Source organism: Pseudomonas sp. zfem001 (genome assembly GCF_032621725.1).
Taxonomy (GTDB): Bacteria; Pseudomonadota; Gammaproteobacteria; order Pseudomonadales; family Pseudomonadaceae; genus Aquipseudomonas; species Aquipseudomonas sediminis.
The window spans coordinates 1,539,336-1,559,563 of the sequence record NZ_JAVYJI010000001.1; the positions used below are offsets into that span (position 1 = coordinate 1,539,336).

The following is a 20,228-nucleotide window of genomic DNA, read 5'->3' on the forward strand; positions in this document are numbered from 1 at the left end:
CCGTCCTTTTAGAGGGCGGCAGCCGGAAACTGCTCCAGAGCTGCCTGCAAGGCCGCGGCATTGGCGCCGCGGCAGTCCACAACGATCTGTGCACCCGCAGCGCGGGCCTGTTCGGCGACGCGCGGGCTGGGTACGAACAAGGGTAGCCGAGCCAACGCCGGCCAGTCATCGCCGGCTAGCTGTTGCAGATGTTCGAAACCCTGCCCACTGCTGACAACCAGGCCGTTCAGGCGTTCCGCTCGCACCCGCTGACTAAGCTCGCCCGGCGCGTATTGCGGCAGCACACGGCGATACAGTGGCAGATAGTCGACCGTCACGCCTTGGCCGCGCAAGTGCTCGGCAAGGAATTCTCGGCCACCCTCGCCACGCAGAATCAGAACACGCGGCGCAGATGCCGTGGCAATCGCCTGGTATAGCGCAGGCAGAGCGAGCAGCGCTTCGCTGTCATCGGCCGAATCAGGAAAGTGCACGCGCAAGCCCTGTTCGGCGAGCACAGCGGCGGTGGCAGCGCCGACGCTGAACCAAGGCAGGTCAGGCGTCTGCGCCGCATATTGGGCCAGGAGCCGCAACCCCATGCGAGCCGCCGGTTTACTGACCACGATCACCGCACAGTAGCGTTGCAATGTGGCGAAGGCCTCGCGCTGCTCGGGCGTCTCATCCAGCGCTTCGATGGCCAGTAGCGGCATGCAGTGACTGAACACGCCCTGCGCACCCAAGGTCTGCGCCAGCGCTGCACAATCCTCGGCTGGACGGGTCAGCAGCAGGCGCCATGCACTCAAGAGTGGCCGGCCTCACCGTAAACGGCCTGAAGAATAGCGTCGGCCCCTTGCGCCAGCAGCGCCTCGGCGACACGCACCCCAAGGGCTTCAGCATCACCACTGGCAGCACGCTCCTCGGCGCGCAGCAACAGGCCACCGTCAGGCTGGCCGACCAGACCGCGTAGCCATAGCTGGTCATTTTCGAGCAGGGCATAGCAGGCGATGGGAACCTGGCAGCCGCCGTTGAGATGTTTGTTCAGCGCACGTTCGGCAGTAACGCGCAGCGCGGTTTCACGGTGATGCAACGGTGCCAGCAAAGCATGCACGTCACTGTCGGCGCTGCGGCACTCGATGCCCACGGCACCCTGGCCGCCGGCCGGCAGGCTGTCCTCGGCGCTGATCGAGCTGCGGATGCGATCTTCGAAGCCCAGGCGAATCAGGCCGGCGGCGGCGAGAATGATGGCGTCGTATTCGCCGGCATCGAGCTTGGCCAGCCGGGTATTGACGTTGCCACGCAGGAACTGGATTTTCAGGTCCGGCCGACGCGCCAGCAGTTGCGCCTGACGACGCAGACTGGAAGTGCCGACCACGCTGCCCTCGGGCAGTGCATCAAGGCTGGAGTAGGTATTGGAAACGAAGGCATCGCGCGGGTCTTCACGCTCGCAGATGCAGTACAGGCCCAGCCCTTCGGGAAAGTCCATCGGCACGTCCTTCATCGAGTGCACGGCGATGTCGGCTTCGTTTTCCAGCAGTGCGGTTTCCAGTTCTTTGACGAACAGGCCCTTGCCACCAATTTTCGCCAGCGGCGCGTCGAGCAGCTTGTCGCCGCGGCTGACCATGGGCACCAGGCTGACCTTGAGGCCCGGATGGGCCTGCTCCAGACGGGCTTTGACATATTCGGCCTGCCACAGGGCCAGGGCGCTCTTACGGGTGGCGATGCGAATTTCGCGGGACATGAGGCAATTCCAGAAAACCGATTGCCACAAATCATAACAGGCTCGCCCGGCGCCGGCGGAAGGAGGCGGCCATAGGCCGCAGCCGGAGACCCGCTACAGCGACTGCATCATCTTGCGTACACCGGCCACATGGCGGCGGCTGACCACCAGCGAGTCACCGTCGAGCCCCTTGAGGAACAGTTGGAAGTGTCCGAGCGGGGTGCGCTGCAGACGCTCGATGCGCTCACGCGCCACCAGCGCATTGCGGTGGATGCGCACGAAGCGATCACCGAACTCGTCTTCCAGCGCCTTCAGCGGCTCATCCAGCAGGACTTCGCCGCCCTCATGACGCAGGGTGACGTACTTGTGGTCGGCGATGAAGTAGACCACGTGATCCAGCGGGATCAGCTCGATGCCCTTGCGGGTTCGCGCACTGATATGAGTACGCGGACCACCGCCAGTCTCCGCGGCAGGACGAGTCAGCGCGGCCAGTTGCACACGATTGGGCCGTTCGGCCTTCTTCAGCGCTTCGCTCAGACTCTCAGGACGCACAGGCTTGACCAGATAGCCCACTGCACTGACCTGAAAGGCCTCCAGAGCGAACTCGTCATGAGCCGTGCAAAAAATCACCGCTGGCGGCGCTTCGCGCTCGCACAATTTGGCAGCGACTTGCAGGCCGTCTAGACCGGGCATGCGGATATCCAGCAGGACCACATCCGGCTTCAGACTATCAATCAGGGTCAGGGCTTCCTCGCCATTGCTGGCGGCGGGCTCCAGGACCCGGTAACCCTCGAGCTCACCGATCATACGGCTGAGGCGCTCGCGGGCAAGGGGTTCGTCATCGACGATCAGGACATTCATATTGCTCTGGCTTCCTGCGTGAGTCTCGCACAAGGATAGCGTAGACAGCTGTAGTGACGGCCGTCACGGCGCTCCACGCTGAGACTCGCCTTCGGCCCAAAAAGTGCCGCCAGGCGCGCATCGATATTACTCAGCGCTTGGTGCGTTCCCCGCGACGGGTGCTGCTCGCCCCGCTCTTCATACGGATTGCTGACACACAAGCTGAACACACCATCCTGGTAATCCGCCTCGACCCGCACCAGGCCGCCTTCGATACGCGGCGCGATGCCATAGATCAGCGCATTCTCCAACAGAGGTTGCAAGGTCAGCTGGGGAATCGGTAGATCCTCCGGCACACCTTCGACCTCCCACTGCAACTGTAGTCGCTCGCCGAGCCGATAGTGCTCGATCGATAGATATCGTTTCGCCAGTTCCAGTTCCTCCTTCCACGGCACCAGCGTGCCGGGCTTGGCCAGGCTGGCGCGAAACAGATCCGACAGATCCAGCACCGCCTGCTCGGCCTTGTACGGATCGAGCGTGACCAGGCTGGCAATGCTGTTGAGGCTATTGAACAGAAAATGCGGGCGAATCCGCGCCTGCAACGACTCTATACGGGCACGCAACTCGGCCTGCTCCTGCCGACGCCATTGGCTCTGCAGATAGAAATAGCGTAGCAGCAGTGCGGACATGATCAGGCTGATCAACGCATGGCGCAGATAAAGATTCACTTCACCACTGCGTGGCAGCGGCCCGCCCAGCTCGTAGTAGTCGGCCACCGCCGTACACCCCAGAGTCAGCACCACCACCAGCACACAGCACAGGCCGCCAGCCAGCGCCGGCGGCAGGCGCGCCAGCAAGGGCCGCAATCGACATAGCAAGGCAGCCGACAGCAGCACGATCCACTGCACGAACAATGAGGTCAGGGCCAGGCGCACCCAGTCGAAACCCGGCGTCATCGGTTCGGCGAGCACCAGCACCAGTACCAGCAGCTCAGCCAGCAGCACCATGCTCAGCAGGGCTTCCGGCTGGCACAGTTCCGGGACGAAGAAGTCGTCGATACCTTTGTTTTTGGCAAGCGATTTTGTATGCATCGACGCAGTTTCCGTGTCGCCCTGCTAGCCGGCAAGCCAGACGGCTCCAGCCGGACAAAATAAAGCACCGAAATGCCACCTTCGCGATAGATTTGTGAAGCAGCCGACACCGCTGCGTCCTGCCTGACGGCTAACCCGACACGGCGAAACGCCTGCCGACCCTGTTATTATCGACGCACTTTGTCCGCCATGCTGGCCGCCAACGTGGCCCGCCCGATTCCGAGCCCAAATCATGAGCAGCGAAAAAACCAACCAATCCTGGGGCGGCCGCTTCAGCGAGCCCGTCGACGCCTTCGTCGCCCGCTTCACCGCCTCGGTGGAATTCGACAAGCGCCTGTACCGCCACGACATCATGGGTTCCATCGCCCACGCCAGCATGCTGGCCAAGGTTGGCGTACTCAGCGATACCGAGCGCGACACCATCATCGACGGCCTCAAGCAGATCCAGGGCGAGATCGAAGCCGGCCAGTTCGACTGGCGCGTCGATCTGGAAGACGTGCACATGAACATCGAGGCTCGCCTGACGGACCGCATCGGCGTCACCGGCAAGAAGCTGCATACCGGCCGCTCGCGTAACGACCAGGTGGCCACCGACATCCGCCTGTGGCTGCGCGACGAGATCGACGTCATCCTGGCCGAGATCACCCGCCTGCAGCTGGGCCTGCTGGGCCTGGCCGAAGCCGAAGCGGACACCATCATGCCCGGCTTCACCCACCTGCAGACCGCCCAACCAGTGACCTTCGGCCACCATCTGCTGGCCTGGTTCGAGATGCTCGCGCGCGACTACGAGCGCCTGGTCGACTGCCGCAAACGCACCAACCGCATGCCGCTGGGCTCAGCCGCACTGGCCGGTACCACCTACCCAATTGCCCGCGAGATCACTGCCGAACTGCTCGGTTTCGACGCTGTTGGCGGCAACTCGCTGGACGGCGTTTCCGACCGCGACTTCGCTATCGAATTCTGCGCCGCTGCCTCGCTGGCGATGATGCACCTGTCGCGCTTCTCCGAAGAGCTGGTGCTGTGGACCAGCGCCCAGTTCCAGTTCATCGACCTGCCGGATCGTTTCTGCACCGGCTCCTCGATCATGCCGCAGAAGAAGAACCCGGACGTGCCCGAACTGGTGCGCGGCAAGACCGGTCGCGTATTCGGCGCCCTGACCGGCCTGCTGACCCTGATGAAAGGCCAGCCACTGGCCTACAACAAGGACAACCAGGAAGACAAGGAACCGCTGTTCGACGCCGCCGACACCCTGCGCGACAGCCTGCGCGCCTTCGCCGACATGGTGCCGGCGATCAAGCCCAAGCGCGAGATCATGCGTGAAGCTGCGCTGCGCGGTTTCTCCACCGCCACCGACCTGGCCGATTACCTGGTACGCAAGGGCCTGCCCTTCCGCGACTGCCACGAGATCGTCGGCCACGCGGTGAAGTACGGCGTGCAGACCGGCAAGGACCTGGCCGAGATGAGTCTGGATGAACTGCGCCAGTTCAGCGATCAGATCACGGACGATGTATTCGCCGTGCTGACCCTGGAAGGCTCGGTCGGCGCTCGCGACCATATCGGCGGCACTGCACCGAATCAGGTCCGTGCGGCGGTGGTGCGTGGTCGCGAACTTCTCTCCAGCCGCTAAACGACGCGTCGGAGAAAATAGGGAAAAGGAGTTCCCATGCCTGAATTACTGCTGCGCGGCTTGGCGCTACTGGCCGAGATCGCGCTTGAAATCATCATCGGCTACGTCTTCTACACGACCGGCTGGCTGGCACTACGACTGCTGACATTAGGGCGCTATCCGCGCCTGCCGCTGCGCGTGGCCGACCCGATGGGCGCACGTAGCGCCTGGGTCGCCACATTTGGCTTCCTCTGCCTGGTTGGCCTGCCCCTGACGTGGCTGACTGTCACATACAGCTAAACGCTGCCACGAGACATTTCCATGCCTATAGACATCCGCCCCGCCACCCCTGAAGACGCGGAGCTGATCCTGCGCTTCATCACCGACCTGGCCATCTACGAAAAGGCCGAGCACGAGGTGAAGACCGATGCCGCCGGTATCCGCGATAGCCTGTTCGCCGAGGGCAGCACCGCCCACGGCCTGATCTGCGAAAACGACGGCCAGCCCATCGGCTACGCGGTGTACTTCTTCAACTACTCCACCTGGCTGGGCAAACACGGTCTTTATCTGGAAGACCTCTACGTCAGCCCTGAAGCACGGGGCCTGGGCGCTGGCAAAGCGCTGCTGCGCCACCTGGCACAACTGGCAGTCGCACGCGGCTGCGGCCGCTTCGAGTGGTCAGTGCTGGACTGGAATACTCCGGCCATCGACTTCTATGAATCCTTCGGTGCCCGCCCGCAAAGCGAGTGGACAACCTACCGCCTGACCGGCCAGGCATTGCTGGATTTCGCCGCAGGCTGAGAAAACCAGCGCCTGGCTAGGGCAACACCTCTGGCCTAAGGTAATTACACCTCCACCTGCCACCGGACCATCATGCGCACACTCCTTGCTCTGCTCAGCGTTATCGCTCCGGCGCTATCGGCGGCGACACCAGTCACCATTCCCGCCAATGCGTCCTGGCACATGCAACTCGATGGCAAACTGCAAACACCCAATCGCCTGGTCTATGACATCGACCTGTACGACACGCCCAAGCAAACCATCACCAATCTCAAGGCGGGTGGGCGTATCGTCATCTGCTATTTCAGTGCGGGCACCTGGGAAGATTGGCGCAGCGACGCTCAGGCCTACCCAACGGCGGCTCTGGGCAAGGCGTTGCCTGATTGGCCGGGTGAGCACTGGCTCGACTATCGCCGTGAGGATGTGCGCCAACTACTCGCCAAACGCCTGGACCTAGCCGTAGAAAAAGGCTGCGACGCTGTCGATCCGGACAACGTGGACGGCTACAGCAATGACAACGGCCTGGGCCTGACGGAAGCCCAGCAAATAGACTTCAATCGTTGGCTGGCCAGCGAGGCACATAGTCGCGACCTGAGCATCGGCCTGAAGAATGCCGTAGAACTGCTGCCGTCACTTGGCGACTACTTCGACTTTGCCATCAACGAGAGTTGCTATCGCTACAACGAATGCGACGGTTACAGTCACATGCGAAGCCAGGGCAAACCGATCTTCATCGCCGAATACCGCACCCTCAATAAGAGTCTTTGCAGTCGGGCCGCGAACTCCGGTTTTCGTCTGCAATTCTTCAAAGTCAGCCTGAAAGGCGTTGGCGTCCCCTGCGACTGAGCCAGGACCAGATTACGAGAGGAACCATGAGCCAAAGCAACGACCAAGAAGACGAAGGCTTCGCCGAAGCCACCCTGATCCAGGCCATCGAAAATCAGTTGGAAAGCGGCGAACCGGCAGCCGCCAAGGCGGTGTACAACAAGCTGACGCTGGTCGGTTACGAGCGCGAGGAGATCCTTGAGCTGATGGCACTGGTCCTGGCTCATGAAATCGATGCCATGCTGCGCGAGGACCGCCCCTTCGATAGCGCCTGGTACGAACAAGCCTTGCGCGCCCTGCCGGAACTGCCGGAAGAAAACTGAAGATGGATTGACTCAGGCCACTGGTCGGACTGGCAGGCAGATTGCTACTGTCACCATCAATCCCGACCGAGAAGGTATCGCCTTCGATGGCCTGTACGCTGCCCAGACTCATCGCACTGCTGATCTGCGCCCTCTGTTTGAGCGGAGCCAGCGTCGTGCGAGCCGAAACGCCGCGCATTGGTGCCGAGGATGACTGGTATCCCTACACCGCCCTGCGTAATGACAAGATCGAGGGCATGTCGGCAGATATCGTCCGCGCAGCGTTCAGCGCCAGCAAAACGTCCGTCGAGTTGGCGCCCTACCCCTATTCGCGCTGCATGGAGCTGGCGCGTTCAGGCAGTCTGGCAGGCTGCTTCAACACCACACCTGACGCACACATCCGCGCGGAATTCCTGCTGCCGCAGGAGGTGCTGTTCAGCGACGACATCCTGCTCTGGGGCCATGCAGGGGATGCGCGGATAGATGATCTGGACAGCATCCGTGGCAAACGCGTGGCAGTCACCATCGGCTACACCTACGGCGAATACTTCGACAGCTATGCGGATATCCAGCGCATTGCGGTGCGGCGCGATATGAATGGCTTTCTCATGCTGCAGCGCGACCGCGTGGACTACGTCATCGCCTTTCGCGGCACCACCGAAGCGTTGCTGCGTGACAACCCCGAGCTGGCTGGCCAGTTCAAGGCGCTGACCAGGGTGCATCGTCCACAGCTCTACCTGACCTTTTCCCGCCATCATCCACAGGCCGCAGCCTTGCTGCGCGACTTCGACGCAGGCATGCGGCAAATCAGGCAGGACGGCACCTACCAGCGAATTCTCGCCAACTGGCAACTCATTGATGGGCAGAGCACCGCGCATGGTTCTACACTGCAGGAACGCCATAACAACAAGACGGAGTCACCATGAAGTCATTCAACGCTGACCTGATCGACGAGCTGGAAATCCTCGCCCTGTACAATCTGGACAATCATCTGGAGGGGCTCAAGGTGCACAACAACGCCTCATTCAAGGCGCAAGGCGCCATCACCCGTCTTCACGAAAAAGGCCTGGTGAGCCAAGCCGACGGCGGCTATCTGACCAGCCTGGGCATCGATGCCGCCGAGCATGCGCAAGCGCTGCTGACCATTCTCTCGACCCGTCAGGCCACTCCCGCTTAATCCAATCGCCCGCCGACTAATGCCGCGTCACCCGGTGGCGCGCACTTGGAGCGCCTCGCCCGGAGCGGAGCTCTTGCGACAGACTGCGCTGGTAACCTTATCCACTCGGCATTAGCCGGCCGCTCTTCAGTGAGCGGCGATGCGGGCGATATAGCGTCAAAGGCACTGCACTGGCGAGCCCACCGCTGATAGGCTTGCCGCATCTGCAGTAGAGTTCGAGCATGACGCGCACGCTGGAAATACGCCCCGATATCGATGACGGCATCGACCGCAAGGTGCTGACGCAACTGCGCGCGCGCTTTCTGCAGATCAATCAGGGCCGCCTGCAGCGGGCCATGGAGGCGCTGTCCACACGCCAGCAACTGGTCCTCAAGCTGTTGCCATTGCTGCTGCACGTCAATCATCCACTGCTGCCTGGCTATGTCTCGGCCAGCACGCCGGCCGGCCTCAGCGGCTTCGAGCCGGATGATGCCAGCCTCGCTGAAGTCCAGCGACTGACCCGCTCCTTCGTCTACAAGCCCCGTCGTGGCCAGGGCGCAGCACCGCTGCATGGCCTGTTCCTGATGGGCAGCCTGGGCACCGTGGCGCAGGCCGAACAGAGCGATATGGACCTGTGGCTGTGCCATTCGCCCAATCTCACGGCGCAGGAACTGCAAGACCTGCGCAAGAAGTGCGATCAACTGGAAAGCTGGGCCGCCACCCAGGGCGCAGAGGTGCACGTCTTTCTGGTCGACCCACAGCGCTTCACCCAGGGCGCACGCGAGGCGCAGCTGACCTCCGATGACTGCGGCACCACCCAGCATTATCTGCTGCTCGACGAGTTCTACCGCACCGCCATCTGGCTCGGCGGTCGTACGCCACTCTGGTGGCTGGTGCCGGTCTACGAAGAAACCCGCTACCACGACTACTGCCGCACCCTGTTGAGCAAGCGCTTCGTACGTGCCGAGGACGTACTCGACCTCGGCAACCTGGCGCACATTCCGCCAGAAGAGTTCATCGGCGCCGGCATGTGGCAGCTGTACAAGGGCATCGAGTCGCCCTACAAGTCGGTGCTCAAACTGTTGCTCACCGAGGTCTACGCCAGCGAGCACCCCAAGGTCGAATGCCTGGCACTGCGTTTCAAGCGGGCAGTGTTCGAAGGCCGCCTGGACCTCGACGAGCTCGATCCCTATATCGTCGTCTACCGTCGCCTGGAGGAATATCTGAGCGCGCGCGGCGATCAGGAAAGACTGGAGCTGATTCGCCGCTGCCTGTACCTGAAGGTCAACAAGAAGGTCAGTCGCCCACCAACACGCGGCCGCGCCAAAAGCTGGCAGCGCCTGCTGCTGGAGCGTCTGACTGCGGAATGGGGCTGGCAGAGCCGCCAGCTATCCGTGCTCGACAGTCGCAGCCAGTGGAAGGTGCGCCAGGTCGCGGCCGAGCGCCGCGTACTGGTCAACGAGCTGACCTACAGCTACCGCTTTCTCTCGCAATTCGCCCGCAGCGCCGAGGCCGGCAGTTCGCTGAACACCCGTGACCTCAACGTGCTGGGCCGGCGCCTGTACGCTGCGTTCGAACGCAAGGCGGGCAAGGTGGAGTTCATCAACCCCGGCATCGCCCCGGATCTGGCCGAAGATACCCTGACCCTGGTTCAGCACCCCAGCCCCGAAGCGCCCAACGAATACCAGTGGGCGCTGTTCAACGGCAGCCTGGGCGCCCAGGAGTGGAGCGACTTCGCCCCCCTCAAACGCGCGCGCGAACTGATCGAACTGCTTGCCTGGTGCCATCGCAACGGCGTGATCGACAGCAGCACGCGCCTGTCGCTGCACCCAGGCAGCAGCGACCTGACCGACTTCGAACTGTCCAACCTGATCGCCAGCCTGCAGCAAAGCTTCCCCTTGCCGCAGCCCAGTGTCGAAGAGGCAGCCCTGCTACGCGCCAGCGTCCCCAGCCAGGTGTTGCTGCTGGTCAATGTCGGGGTCGACCCGCTCAAACAGCACAGCCAGATGAACGTGCACATGACCACCGGGCGTACCGATGCACTGGGCTATTCCGGCGTACGCGAGAACCTGGTGCTGACCCTCGATCAGGTGGTGCTCAACAGCTGGAACGAACTGCAGGTCAGCCGCCATGACGGCCAGGACGCGCTGCTTGACTGCCTGCGCGACCTGCTCAACAGCTTGCCGATCGGCGAACCGCCGCCCATGGTGCAGGTGCGCTGCTACTGCCGTAATCGAGCCCAGCCGATTGCCGAGCGCGTCGACGAGCTGCTGCGCGACCTGCTCAACACCTATGCCGAAGGTCGCCAGTCACGCTATCTGGTGCAGATACGCCAGCATTACCACGTGTTGCAGCTGACGCCTGGCCAGGTCAGCCACGCTGCTCTGGGCGATCTGCCGGCATTGCTGGAGCACCTTGGCGCCGAGCAGGAGCTCTACAGCCCTCTGCATCTGGACCGCCATGCCCTTGATGGCGACGACCTCGCGCTGATCCTGCCCATGGGCCGCCCACAGTGCATCCAGGTGTTCTACCGCCTGCACGAAACCAGCGGTGAAGCGGAACTGACCCTGCTCGATGAACGCAATGCACTCTGGCGCCGGCGCCTGCCATTTCGCGATGAGCAGAGCCTGCTGACGCCGATCCACCGTTTCCTGCAATCACTGCTGTATCGGCGCAATGCCATGCTGCCGCTCGATGGCGCCGACAATCATCCGCCATTGGAAATTATCTACTACCAACTGCTACCGGCGGCGCCACTACGCGCTCAGCACCTCGAGCGCAGAGCGGTGCCCGAGTCCCAGGTCAGCCATCCGTTCTACGACGTGCAGGCCATCGTCGAGCCAGGCGACGGTCGCCAACGCCATGTCACGCTGTACTGCAACCATCGCGAGTTCTCCGAGCTGGAGTACGGCCGCGAGCTGTATCGCGCCGTAGCGCAGCACATCCTCGCCCAGCGTGCCGGCGGCGAGCGCTACCCCTGCTACATCACCGACCTCGACCTCTCCGCCGTGCTAGCCGGGCAACAGGCGCAAACGGTGCATTACCTGCACTACAAGAGCGGGCTGGAAGATGCCCTCAATACGGCGCTGCAGCAGGTCTAGCCCTTCATCGGCGCATCCGGATTGTTCAGTGCATAGAGATAGCAGTCGCCCATGCTGTGGTTGGCGGCGACACCGCCGTAGCTGGCGGTGAAGGTCACCGGCAAGCCCACGTGCTGATAGAACCAACGATCACTGTCTGCCGGTGGCACCTCGGGCACCAGGTCGCTGTCGTTGACCAACCGGTAAGTCGGTACGGCCAGCCCGTTGTAGTAGCTGGCGAATGCCGGGGACGCCAGACGCGGACTGGCAAAGTTGTAATGCTGCAGCAGCAATGCAGGCCAGCGCTGCAGCAGGTCCGGCACCGCCAGCGTACTCAGGGTGCTGCCCAGGCTGTGACCACAAGCCCAGAGCCGCGCCTGCGGCTGCAAGCCGTCCAGTGCTCCCATGGCCTGGTCACGCAACGAGGTATAGAGTTTCAGAAAGCCATCGTGTACCAGGCCGGCACCGGCCTGCCACGGGTAGTCGCACTGATCCAGGTCGAGGTCATCGAGCCAGTCCTGCACCGACTCGGTACCGCGAAACACCAGGTAGCAATCGCCCTGCGGATCCCGCGCGGCGAAGCCAAAGGGCTCGGACTCATTGAACACATGCCACTCGCTGAGCACGCTCCAGATCGGCGCGGAAAGCTGCCAGCCCTCCAGTTCAGGCTGTTGCCAATGAAAGTGCTCGGGTGTGCGCGGGCGCTGCTGCGCCAGCCATTGCTCGTACTGGTCGTAGGCGGCCATCAGCAGCTCGGCGCAGAGCAAGGCACGCGACAGTTGGTAGGTCGGTGGGAAATACAGCGGCAGACTCGGCATGGCGAGGCCTCCTTGCCATTGGCGGAAACCTCACTCTAGTCCAGCCGGGGAAAAGACGTCAGCGGTCGTATTCGCCCGCTGCTTCCGGCTGGTATTCGACTTCCAGCAGAGTCAATTTGAGCTGCTTGCCGCCCGGCGCGGGCCAGTCGATGTGCTGGCCGACGGACAGGCCGAGCAAGGCGCTGCCAACTGGTGCGAGGATGCTGACCTTGCCTTCGCCACCAGCATCCTGCGGGTAGACCAAAGTCAGGTGATAGTCCTTGCCGCTGCTCTCCTCGCGGCAATGCACGCGCGAGTTCATGGTCACCACACCGGCCGGCACCTCGTCGTGCCCCACCACGTCGGCACGATCCAGCTCAGCCTGCAGCGCCTGGGCGCCAGGGCCGAACTCGTCCAGGCTGTCGAGCAGGCGCTCCAGACGCTGCAGATCGAGGCGGGTAATGGTGATGGTCGGTGTACTGTTCATGATGCCGGGCGGACTCCTTGCGTAAACCATAAAAAAGCAAAACCCCGCCCGAAGGCGGGGTTCAGCTGAATGTCTGTCGACCCTAACACAGCCGGACAAATAAACAAGACTACGTGGTCAGCGCCTCTGCTGGCGTTCGCGCAACCGCTGCTCGGCCGCCTGGCAGATCAAGCGGCGCCGCGCGTTATCGGCCGAGCCCCAATCGAGAATTTCCTGCAGGGTACGACCGCAACCGAGGCACTGTTCATGCTCATCAAGGCAACACTGACGTCGGCACGGCGACGCCACGTTGGGCTCAGAGCTCATCGAACTCCAGCTCGGTGCCCGACTGCTCGAGGGTGATGCGTACCAGCATTTCACCCAGCTGCTCGTCGCTGGTATCGCAGATCCAGCGGCCATCGGCCTCGTCGTAATCGAAGTGGAAACCACCGGAGCGCGCCGCCAGCCAGAGCTGACGAATCGGCTCCTGACGGCTGAAGATCAGCTGGCTGCCATTGTCGAAACGTACCGTCAGCACACCGGCGCTGTTCTCCAGATCGACGTCCAGACCACTGTCGTCGAAAATGTCCTCCACCGCTTGCTGGGTGGCATCGACCAGGTCGTGAAAGCGGGCTTCGCTCAGGCTCATCGGGGTGTCCTCACAAGATGCAGCAACTGCAGAAAAAGTAGGCGAAATCGCGCGGCCGGGGTAGCGGCCTAGACGCAAAGGTGGCGACGGTACTCGCCCGGACTCGTTCCCGTCCAGCGACGAAATGCACGTGCCAGAGAACCGGACTCACTGAAACCGACCAGAAAGGCGATTTCCGCCAGCTCCAGTGCCGGGTCACGCAGGTAATGCAGCACCAGTTGCTGACGTGTCTCGTCGACCAGTTGGCTGAACGACAGCCCACCCTCACGCAAACGTCGCTGCAAGGTCCTTGGGCTCAACGCCAGGGCGGCGGCGATGGCTTCCAGGTCCGGCCCCTGCTCCGGTAACTGGCGGGCCAGTTCCAGGCGCGCGCGATCGAGCACGTTGTTGCCCTGGTTGAGTTCAGCCAACAGCCGATCAGCATAGGCATCGAGCATGCCACGCACCTGCGCGTCGGCCTGGTTCAGCGGCGCCGCGAGCAAACGCTTGGGAAAGATCAGGGCGTTGTCGGGCTGATCGAACAGCACCGGGCAGCGAAAGATGCGCGCGTGCTCCGATGTATCCGCTGGTGCCGGATGCTGAAAGCGTACTTCGGTCGGCGAGATGTCCAGACCACTGATCCAGCGCCCGAAACTGACCCAGCCGGCCAGGGTTTCTTCACTCAGTTGCCGCTGCTGCTGGGCCAGCAACGGCTGCCAGCTGTGCGCGATCAGCGGCTCGCTGCCAGGCCGGGCCGGCTCGTCATCGAGCACGACCAGCCCCAGATTGCCGACCAGCGAGGCATAGCGCGCCTGGCGGTGCAGCGCATCGGCGAGGGTCGCGCAGCTCATGATCAGGTAACCGAGCACGCCGTAGTAGCCCGGCCGTACCGCTTCACCCAGGTGCAGGCCCAGGCACTGATCGCCGGTCAGGCGCACGCCCTCGCCCAGCAATGCCAGATAGGCACTGGCGGCGATGCGTTGGTCGCGTTGGCTCAGGGCCTCCGGACTCAACTGGGCATGGGCGAGCAAGGCGTCGGGCACTACCCCCTGACGCTGCAGGTGTTCGATCAGGCCTTGTAGGTAGGCGACCGAGACCGAGCCGGCCAGAATCGCGGGATTGTCCATCGGGGCTCCTCGTTACTCGCCGCATGCTAACCCAAGCTGGCACGAATGCCTTCGGCGTACGCACGCCAATCGAGCCGGCGCCCCGCCAGGCGGGCGCCGGGCGCATAGGCAAGGTGGCAGGGGGTCGGTATACTCCGGCGCAATTCACGCTTATTTTCAAGGACTGTCCCATGAAGCGACTGACCCTCGCGCTCCTCGCCGCCGTCTGCCTGCTGGCTGGCTGCGGTCAGAAAGGCCCGCTGTACCTGCCGGGCGACGATAACGCCGGCAACAGCCGAGACCGTTTCGAACTCTGACAGGAGCTGCCCCATGGAAGCCTTCAACTACCGCGACGGTGAGCTGTTCGCGGAAGGCGTTGCCTTGTCTGCGCTGGCCCAGCGCTTCGGCACGCCCACCTACGTCTATTCCCGCGCCCATATCGAAGGGCAGTACCGCGCCTATGCCGATGCTCTGGCCGGCATGCCACACCTGGTCTGCTTCGCGGTCAAGGCCAACTCCAACATCGGTGTATTGAACGTTCTGGCACGCCTTGGCGCCGGCTTCGACATCGTCTCCAGCGGTGAGTTGGAGCGCGTACTGGCCGCCGGTGGCGAGCCGAGCCGCATCGTGTTCTCCGGCGTCGGCAAGAGCCGCGACGACATGCGCCGCGCACTGGAAGTCGGCGTGCACTGCTTCAACGTCGAGTCCGTCGTCGAGCTGGAGCGCCTGCAGAAGGTCGCTGCCGAACTGGGCGTCAAGGCGCCCGTCTCGCTGCGGGTCAACCCGGACGTGGACGCCGGCACCCATCCGTACATTTCCACCGGCCTCAAGGAAAACAAGTTCGGCATCGACATCGAGCAGGCCGAGGCGGTCTACGCCCGCGCCGCCGAGCTGCCGAACCTGGACGTGATCGGCGTCGACTGCCATATCGGCTCGCAGCTGACTACCCTCGAGCCCTTCCTCGACGCCCTGGATCGCCTGCTGCTGCTGGTCGACAAGCTGGCCGCGCGCGGCATCACCATCAAGCACCTGGATCTGGGCGGTGGCCTCGGTGTGCAGTACCGCGACGAACAACCGCCGCTGGCGGGCGATTACATCGCCGCCGTGCGCAAGCGCCTGTCAGGCCGCGACCTGTCGCTGGTGTTCGAGCCGGGCCGCTTCATCGTCGCCAACGCCGGCGTGCTGCTGACTCAGGTGGAATACCTCAAGCACACCGAACACAAGGACTTCGCCATCGTCGATGCAGCGATGAACGACCTGATCCGCCCCGCCCTGTATCAGGCGTGGATGGACGTGTCGCCGGTGCAGCCGCGCGAAGGCGAGACGCGCAACTACGACCTGGTCGGGCCGATCTGCGAGACCGGCGACTTTCTGGCCAAGGATCGTCAGTTGGCGCTGGCCGAAGGTGACCTGCTGGCCGTGCGCTCGGCGGGTGCCTATGGCTTCGTCATGAGCTCCAACTACAACACCCGCGGCCGCGCCGCCGAGGTGCTGGTGGATGGTGAGCAGGCTTACGAAGTGCGTCGTCGCGAGACCGTCCAAGAGCTCTATGCCGGCGAAAGCCTGCTGCCGGCCTGAGGGCGACGTCATGCTATTGCGCTTTACCAAGATGCACGGCCTGGGCAATGACTTCATGGTCCTCGACCTGATCAGTCAGCATGCCCACGTGCAGCCCAAACATGCCAAGCAATGGGGCGACCGCCACGTCGGTGTCGGCTTCGACCAACTGCTGATCGTCGAGCCGCCGAGCCACCCGGATGTCGACTTCCGCTATCGCATCTTCAACTCCGACGGTTCGGAAGTGGAGCAGTGCGGCAACGGCGCGCGCTGCTTCGCCCGCTTCGTGCTGGACAAGCGCCTGACCACCAAGAAGGTCATTCGCGTCGAGACCAAAAGCGGCATCATCGAGCTGCGCGTACAGAACGACGGCCAGGTCTGCGTCAACATGGGCGCACCGCGCTTGCAGCCGGAGCAGGTGCCGTTCCAGGCAGAGCAGGCTGCACTGACCTATCGCGTCGACGTCGAGGGCCAGAGCATCGAGCTCGCCGCGCTGTCGATGGGCAACCCGCATGCGGTTTTGCGCGTCGACAATGTCGACAGCGCCCCGGTACACGAACTGGGGCCGAAGCTGGAACACCATCCGCGCTTCCCGCAGCGGGTCAATGTCGGCTTCCTGCAGGTGCTCGACCGCAAGCATGCACGCCTGCGCGTGTGGGAGCGTGGAGCAGGGGAAACCCTGGCCTGCGGTACCGGCGCCTGCGCCGCTGCGGTCGCGGCGATTCGCCAGGGCTGGATGGATTCGCCCGTGCAACTGGAACTGCCGGGCGGCAAACTGTCCATCGAATGGGCAGGCGAAGGTCAGCCGGTTATGATGACCGGGCCCGCTGCCCGCGTATACGAAGGACAGGTTCGCCTATGACCGACCAGCAGGATTCGCCCAAACCGCTCGACTCGGAAACGGTCGCAGCCTATCTGCGCCTGCACCCGGAGTTCTTCATCGACCATGAAGAACTGATCCCCGAACTGCGCATTCCGCACCAGCCCGGCAATGCCGTGTCGCTGGTCGAACGCCAGGTCAAGCTGCTGCGTGAGCGCAATATCGAGATGCGCCATCGTCTCGGCCAACTGATGGACGTGGCGCGCGACAATGATCGCCTGTTCGACAAGACGCGTCGCCTGGTACTCGACCTGCTCGATGCCGGCAGCCTGGAAGAAGTGGTCGGCGTGGTCGAAGACAGCCTGCGCCACGAGTTCCAGGTGCCCTTCGTCGGCCTGATCCTGTTCAGCGATAACAAGCTGCCGGTCGGTCGCTCGGTCAGCTCGGCCGAAGCGCATCAACAGATCGGCGGCCTGCTCAGCGGCGGCAAGACCATCTGCGGCGTGCTGCGCCCGCATGAGCTGGAATTCCTCTTCGGCAAGGAAGACGCAGCGCAGGTTGGCTCGGCCGCCGTGGTCAGCCTCACCCACCAGGGCCTGCATGGCGTGCTGGCCATCGGCAGCGCCGACCCGCAGCACTACAAGAGCTCGCTCGGTACCTTGTTCCTCGGCTATATCGCCGAAGTACTGGCACGTGTCGTGCCCGGTTTCTCCACACCGCTGCGTTCGGTACGCTAGGTCGTGTAGGGTGGATGACGAAGCTCATCCACCATTGGCCCGTTCGGAAGCCGGCACGTGACACTTGAAGCTCACCTCGACGCGTACATCGAACACCTGCGCCGCGAGCGCCAGGTGTCGGCGCATACCCTCGACGGCTATCGGCGCGACCTCAACAAGGTGCGGACATTCTGCGAAGCCGAAGGCCTGAGCGACTGGGCCGGACTGGACACACGCAACCTGCGCCGCCTGATCGCCCGCCTGCATCAACAGGGTCTGGCAAGCCGTAGCCTGGCGCGCCTGCTCTCGGCCACCCGCGGTCTCTATCAGTACCTGCTGCGTGAAGGCCTGTGCCGTCACGATCCGGCCACCGGTCTCAGCCCGCCAAAACGCGAGCGCCGCCTGCCTCGCACCCTGGACGCCGACCGCAGCGCGCAACTGCTCGACGGCGCAGTCGAGGACGACTTCATCGCCCGCCGCGACCAGGCCATGCTCGAGCTGTTCTATTCCTCCGGCTTGCGCCTGTCCGAGCTGGTCGGGCTCGATCTCGATGGCCTGGATCTACCCGCCGGTCTGGTACGCGTGCGCGGCAAGGGCAACAAGGTGCGCGAACTGCCGGTCGGCAGCATGGCGCGTCAGGCGCTGGAATATTGGCTGCCGTTGCGCAAGCTGGCCAACCCCGGCGACGGCGCGGTATTCATCAGCCAGCAGGGCCGCCGCCTCGGGCCACGCGCAGTGCAACTGCGAGTGCGCCAGGCCGGTGTGCGCGAGCTGGGCCAGCACCTGCATCCGCACATGCTGCGGCACAGCTTCGCCAGTCATATGCTGGAGTCCTCGCAGGATCTGCGCGCGGTGCAGGAGCTGCTCGGCCACGCCGATATCGCCACCACGCAGATCTACACCCACCTGGATTTCCAGCACCTGGCCAGTGTCTATGACCAGGCCCATCCACGCGCCAAGCGCAAAGGCGGTTCCGAATGAGCATTGAACTGATCACCTTCGACCTCGACGACACCCTGTGGGACGTCACCCCGGTGATGCAGGATGCCGAAGCCGCGCTGCGCAATTGGCTGGCACTGCATGCACCACGCCTTGGCGCGGTGCCGGTCGAGCATCTATGGGCCGTGCGCAGCCGCCTGCTGGAAGCCGAGCCGATGCTCAAGCATCGCCTCAGCGAACTGCGCCGGCGCATTCTGTTCCACGCCCTGGAAGACGCCGGCTACCCGCTGAGCGAGGCGCAGGGGCTGGCCGAAGCGGGATTTCAGGTGTTTCTCAGCGCCCGCCATCAGGTGCAACTGTTCACCGAGGTACACCCGACACTGGAGGCCTTGGCCGAACGCTTCATGCTCGGCGTGATCACCAATGGCAATGCCGATGTGCGCCGCTTGGGCCTGTCGGATTACTTCCAGTTCGCCCTGTGCGCCGAAGAACTGGGCATCGGCAAGCCCGACCCGAAACCCTTCCGCGAAGCACTCAGCCGCGCAGGTAGCGTAGCGGCCGAACGCGCCGTGCATATTGGTGATCATCCCAGCGATGACGTTGCCGGCGCTCAGGCAGCCGGCATGCGCGCGATCTGGTTCAACCCGCAAGGCCGAGCCTGGGAGGGTGAGACCACACCAGACGCGCAAATCAGCAGCCTGGCCGAGTTGCCAGCGCTACTTTCCAACTGGACGCGCTAAACCCCGCAGGGTGCGCTGCCGCACCCGCCTGATACACGACAAGATCGGTGCGCACGGCGCACCCTACTCGCCACAGCACCATCCCTGACGCCGCGCAGCGGCGGCCCAAAAGGGAAACCCGGGATGATAGGCACAAAAAACCCGCCACGAGGGGCGGGTTCTTGCAGCACGCCGTCCTCAGATGGGACGGCTGCCGTATTTGCTGTCGGGCTTCTTGGGTGGGTCGGCGACCACGTTGGGCTCCACCTCCTGCACCTTGCCACCACGGGAGAGAAACTCTTCCATGGCACGCGCCAGGGCATCGCGCTCCTTCTGCTTGGCTTCGATGCTGGGCAGCTCATCGACTTCAACGGCTTTGGCCTTGCTCTTCTTGCCGCTGGCTACGACCGCGCCATCACCTTCATCGTCGCCGCTGTCGCCGTCATCGGCAGCAGCCAGCTCCTCACCATCGTCCTCGTCAGCCCCGTCCAGATCGTCTTGTTCCAGGTCTTCGTCGCTCATGTTCAACCTCATGACTTGCGAAAAGCAGGTTAGTTATAGCCCAGTCGCGCGATGTGCACCGCTCGACCGGAAAAAATTCAAATAGCCTCGCCATGCAAGGTCGCCACCATTCGCCGAGCGCCGCCATGATCGCGATGCTCACCGAGGTAGATACCTTGCCAGGTCCCAAGCGCCAGCCGTCCCTGCTGTATCGGCAGCTGTAGCTGAAAGCCCAGCAAACTGCCCTTGAAGTGCGCCGGCAGATCATCCGGCCCTTCGTAATCGTGCTCGTAGCCCGTCTCACCCTGCGGCACCAGACGGTTGAAGAAACGCTCGAAATCGCGGCGTACCGCAGGATCGGCGTTCTCGTTGACCGTTAGCGATGCCGAGGTGTGCTGCAGCCACAGATGCAACAGACCAACACGCACCTGCGCCAGTTCCGGCAATGCTGCCAGCACTTCTTCGGTCACCAGATGAAAACCGCGCTCGCGCGGACGCAGGCTGATGATGCGTTGCTGCCACATGCCGCTCTCACTCTCGATGGCTCCAGCGCGCGCATTCTAGCGTGCTGTCAGAAAAAACAAAGGGCGCCCGAAGGCGCCCCTG

General features: G+C 63.5%; 25 protein-coding genes. 14 read left to right on the forward strand and 11 right to left on the reverse strand.

The genetic code is table 11. The features are described 5' to 3' along the window. Nucleotides 1-8: 8 nt before the first annotated feature. From RTH74_RS07205 to RTH74_RS07220, 4 genes are all read right to left on the reverse strand, one after another. Nucleotides 9-779, reverse strand: a complete 771-nt coding sequence (locus RTH74_RS07205) for a uroporphyrinogen-III synthase (RefSeq protein WP_316914208.1) — start codon at nt 777-779, stop codon at nt 9-11. Beyond that, nucleotides 776-1,714: a hydroxymethylbilane synthase gene (hemC, locus tag RTH74_RS07210; RefSeq protein WP_099524677.1), complete on the reverse strand. Its 939-nt coding sequence runs from the start codon at nt 1,712-1,714 to the stop codon at nt 776-778. Before hemC ends, RTH74_RS07205 begins: the two co-directional genes overlap by 4 nt. Nucleotides 1,715-1,807: 93 nt before the next feature. Then, the gene (locus tag RTH74_RS07215; protein ID WP_316914209.1) at nt 1,808-2,554 is read right to left on the reverse strand and encodes a LytTR family DNA-binding domain-containing protein; all 747 of its coding nucleotides are present in this window, start codon (nt 2,552-2,554) and stop codon (nt 1,808-1,810) included. Continuing rightward, entirely contained in the window at nt 2,551-3,624 is a 1,074-nt protein-coding gene (locus RTH74_RS07220) for a sensor histidine kinase (protein WP_316914210.1), read from the reverse strand. Before RTH74_RS07220 ends, RTH74_RS07215 begins: the two co-directional genes overlap by 4 nt. A gap of 232 nt (nt 3,625-3,856) precedes the next feature. Between RTH74_RS07220 and argH the strand changes: the two genes are divergently transcribed. From argH to RTH74_RS07260, 8 genes are all read left to right on the forward strand, one after another. Continuing rightward, nucleotides 3,857-5,251, forward strand: a complete 1,395-nt coding sequence (argH, locus tag RTH74_RS07225; RefSeq protein WP_316914211.1) for an argininosuccinate lyase — start codon at nt 3,857-3,859, stop codon at nt 5,249-5,251. A gap of 36 nt (nt 5,252-5,287) precedes the next feature. After that, nucleotides 5,288-5,530 carry a hypothetical protein gene (locus RTH74_RS07230; RefSeq protein WP_316914212.1) on the forward strand — a complete coding sequence of 81 codons (243 nt, stop codon included), beginning with the start codon at nt 5,288-5,290 and terminating at the stop codon, nt 5,528-5,530. A gap of 21 nt (nt 5,531-5,551) precedes the next feature. Next, on the forward strand, nt 5,552-6,031 hold the full coding sequence (locus RTH74_RS07235; protein ID WP_316914213.1) for a GNAT family N-acetyltransferase: 480 nt from the start codon (nt 5,552-5,554) through the stop codon (nt 6,029-6,031). Between the two features lie 72 nt (nt 6,032-6,103). Further along, a complete protein-coding gene (locus tag RTH74_RS07240) occupies nt 6,104-6,856 on the forward strand; it encodes an endo alpha-1,4 polygalactosaminidase (protein ID WP_256579498.1) in 753 nt (250 codons plus the stop codon). Between the two features lie 26 nt (nt 6,857-6,882). Continuing rightward, complete coding sequence (locus RTH74_RS07245) at nt 6,883-7,158, forward strand: hypothetical protein (RefSeq protein ID WP_316914214.1); 276 nt, start codon at nt 6,883-6,885, stop codon at nt 7,156-7,158. A 155-nt stretch (nt 7,159-7,313) separates the two neighbouring features. Beyond that, nucleotides 7,314-8,063 (forward strand): transporter substrate-binding domain-containing protein, encoded by a 750-nt coding sequence (locus tag RTH74_RS07250; RefSeq protein ID WP_316914215.1) that lies wholly within the window; start codon nt 7,314-7,316, stop codon nt 8,061-8,063. After that, nucleotides 8,060-8,314, forward strand: coding sequence for a TIGR02647 family protein (locus tag RTH74_RS07255; protein ID WP_099524712.1), 255 nt, complete (start codon nt 8,060-8,062; stop codon nt 8,312-8,314). The genes RTH74_RS07250 and RTH74_RS07255 overlap by 4 nt, the downstream gene beginning before the upstream one ends. Before the next feature lie 221 nt (nt 8,315-8,535). Continuing rightward, on the forward strand, nt 8,536-11,394 hold the full coding sequence (locus tag RTH74_RS07260) for a class I adenylate cyclase (RefSeq protein ID WP_316914216.1): 2,859 nt from the start codon (nt 8,536-8,538) through the stop codon (nt 11,392-11,394). On the opposite strand, the gene RTH74_RS07265 is transcribed toward RTH74_RS07260, so the two are convergent. From RTH74_RS07265 to RTH74_RS07285, 5 genes are all read right to left on the reverse strand, one after another. Further along, on the reverse strand, nt 11,391-12,191 hold the full coding sequence (locus RTH74_RS07265; RefSeq protein WP_106735056.1) for a lipase family protein: 801 nt from the start codon (nt 12,189-12,191) through the stop codon (nt 11,391-11,393). The genes RTH74_RS07260 and RTH74_RS07265 overlap by 4 nt on opposite strands. Nucleotides 12,192-12,249: 58 nt before the next feature. Continuing rightward, nucleotides 12,250-12,657: a nucleoside diphosphate kinase regulator gene (gene rnk, locus RTH74_RS07270; RefSeq protein WP_099524718.1), complete on the reverse strand. Its 408-nt coding sequence runs from the start codon at nt 12,655-12,657 to the stop codon at nt 12,250-12,252. Nucleotides 12,658-12,774: 117 nt separating this feature from the next. Continuing rightward, entirely contained in the window at nt 12,775-12,963 is a 189-nt protein-coding gene (locus tag RTH74_RS07275; RefSeq protein ID WP_296231863.1) for a DUF1289 domain-containing protein, read from the reverse strand. Then, nucleotides 12,953-13,285 (reverse strand): iron donor protein CyaY, encoded by a 333-nt coding sequence (gene cyaY / locus RTH74_RS07280; protein ID WP_036999825.1) that lies wholly within the window; start codon nt 13,283-13,285, stop codon nt 12,953-12,955. The genes RTH74_RS07275 and cyaY overlap by 11 nt, the downstream gene beginning before the upstream one ends. A gap of 68 nt (nt 13,286-13,353) precedes the next feature. Then, nucleotides 13,354-14,391, reverse strand: a complete 1,038-nt coding sequence (locus RTH74_RS07285; RefSeq protein ID WP_316914217.1) for an AraC family transcriptional regulator — start codon at nt 14,389-14,391, stop codon at nt 13,354-13,356. Nucleotides 14,392-14,561: 170 nt separating this feature from the next. On the opposite strand from RTH74_RS07285, the gene lptM reads away from it, so the two are divergent. From lptM to RTH74_RS07315, 6 genes are read left to right on the forward strand one after another with little or no spacing between them, the layout of a single operon-like run. After that, nucleotides 14,562-14,687, forward strand: coding sequence for an LPS translocon maturation chaperone LptM (gene lptM / locus RTH74_RS07290; RefSeq protein WP_017361215.1), 126 nt, complete (start codon nt 14,562-14,564; stop codon nt 14,685-14,687). 13 nt (nt 14,688-14,700) lie between these two features. After that, the gene (lysA, locus tag RTH74_RS07295; protein ID WP_316914218.1) at nt 14,701-15,948 is read left to right on the forward strand and encodes a diaminopimelate decarboxylase; all 1,248 of its coding nucleotides are present in this window, start codon (nt 14,701-14,703) and stop codon (nt 15,946-15,948) included. Nucleotides 15,949-15,958: 10 nt separating this feature from the next. Beyond that, a complete protein-coding gene (gene dapF, locus RTH74_RS07300; RefSeq protein WP_316914219.1) occupies nt 15,959-16,789 on the forward strand; it encodes a diaminopimelate epimerase in 831 nt (276 codons plus the stop codon). Continuing rightward, nucleotides 16,786-17,484: a DUF484 family protein gene (locus tag RTH74_RS07305; RefSeq protein WP_316914220.1), complete on the forward strand. Its 699-nt coding sequence runs from the start codon at nt 16,786-16,788 to the stop codon at nt 17,482-17,484. Before dapF ends, RTH74_RS07305 begins: the two co-directional genes overlap by 4 nt. Before the next feature lie 57 nt (nt 17,485-17,541). Next, nucleotides 17,542-18,444, forward strand: coding sequence for a tyrosine recombinase XerC (gene xerC, locus RTH74_RS07310; RefSeq protein WP_316914221.1), 903 nt, complete (start codon nt 17,542-17,544; stop codon nt 18,442-18,444). Beyond that, nucleotides 18,441-19,142, forward strand: a complete 702-nt coding sequence (locus tag RTH74_RS07315) for an HAD-IA family hydrolase (protein ID WP_316914222.1) — start codon at nt 18,441-18,443, stop codon at nt 19,140-19,142. The genes xerC and RTH74_RS07315 overlap by 4 nt, the downstream gene beginning before the upstream one ends. A 177-nt stretch (nt 19,143-19,319) precedes the next feature. On the opposite strand, the gene sutA is transcribed toward RTH74_RS07315, so the two are convergent. Next, entirely contained in the window at nt 19,320-19,643 is a 324-nt protein-coding gene (sutA, locus tag RTH74_RS07320) for a transcriptional regulator SutA (RefSeq protein ID WP_017678298.1), read from the reverse strand. 77 nt (nt 19,644-19,720) lie between these two features. Then, nucleotides 19,721-20,146 carry a secondary thiamine-phosphate synthase enzyme YjbQ gene (locus RTH74_RS07325; RefSeq protein ID WP_099524731.1) on the reverse strand — a complete coding sequence of 142 codons (426 nt, stop codon included), beginning with the start codon at nt 20,144-20,146 and terminating at the stop codon, nt 19,721-19,723. Nucleotides 20,147-20,228: the final 82 nt, after the last annotated feature.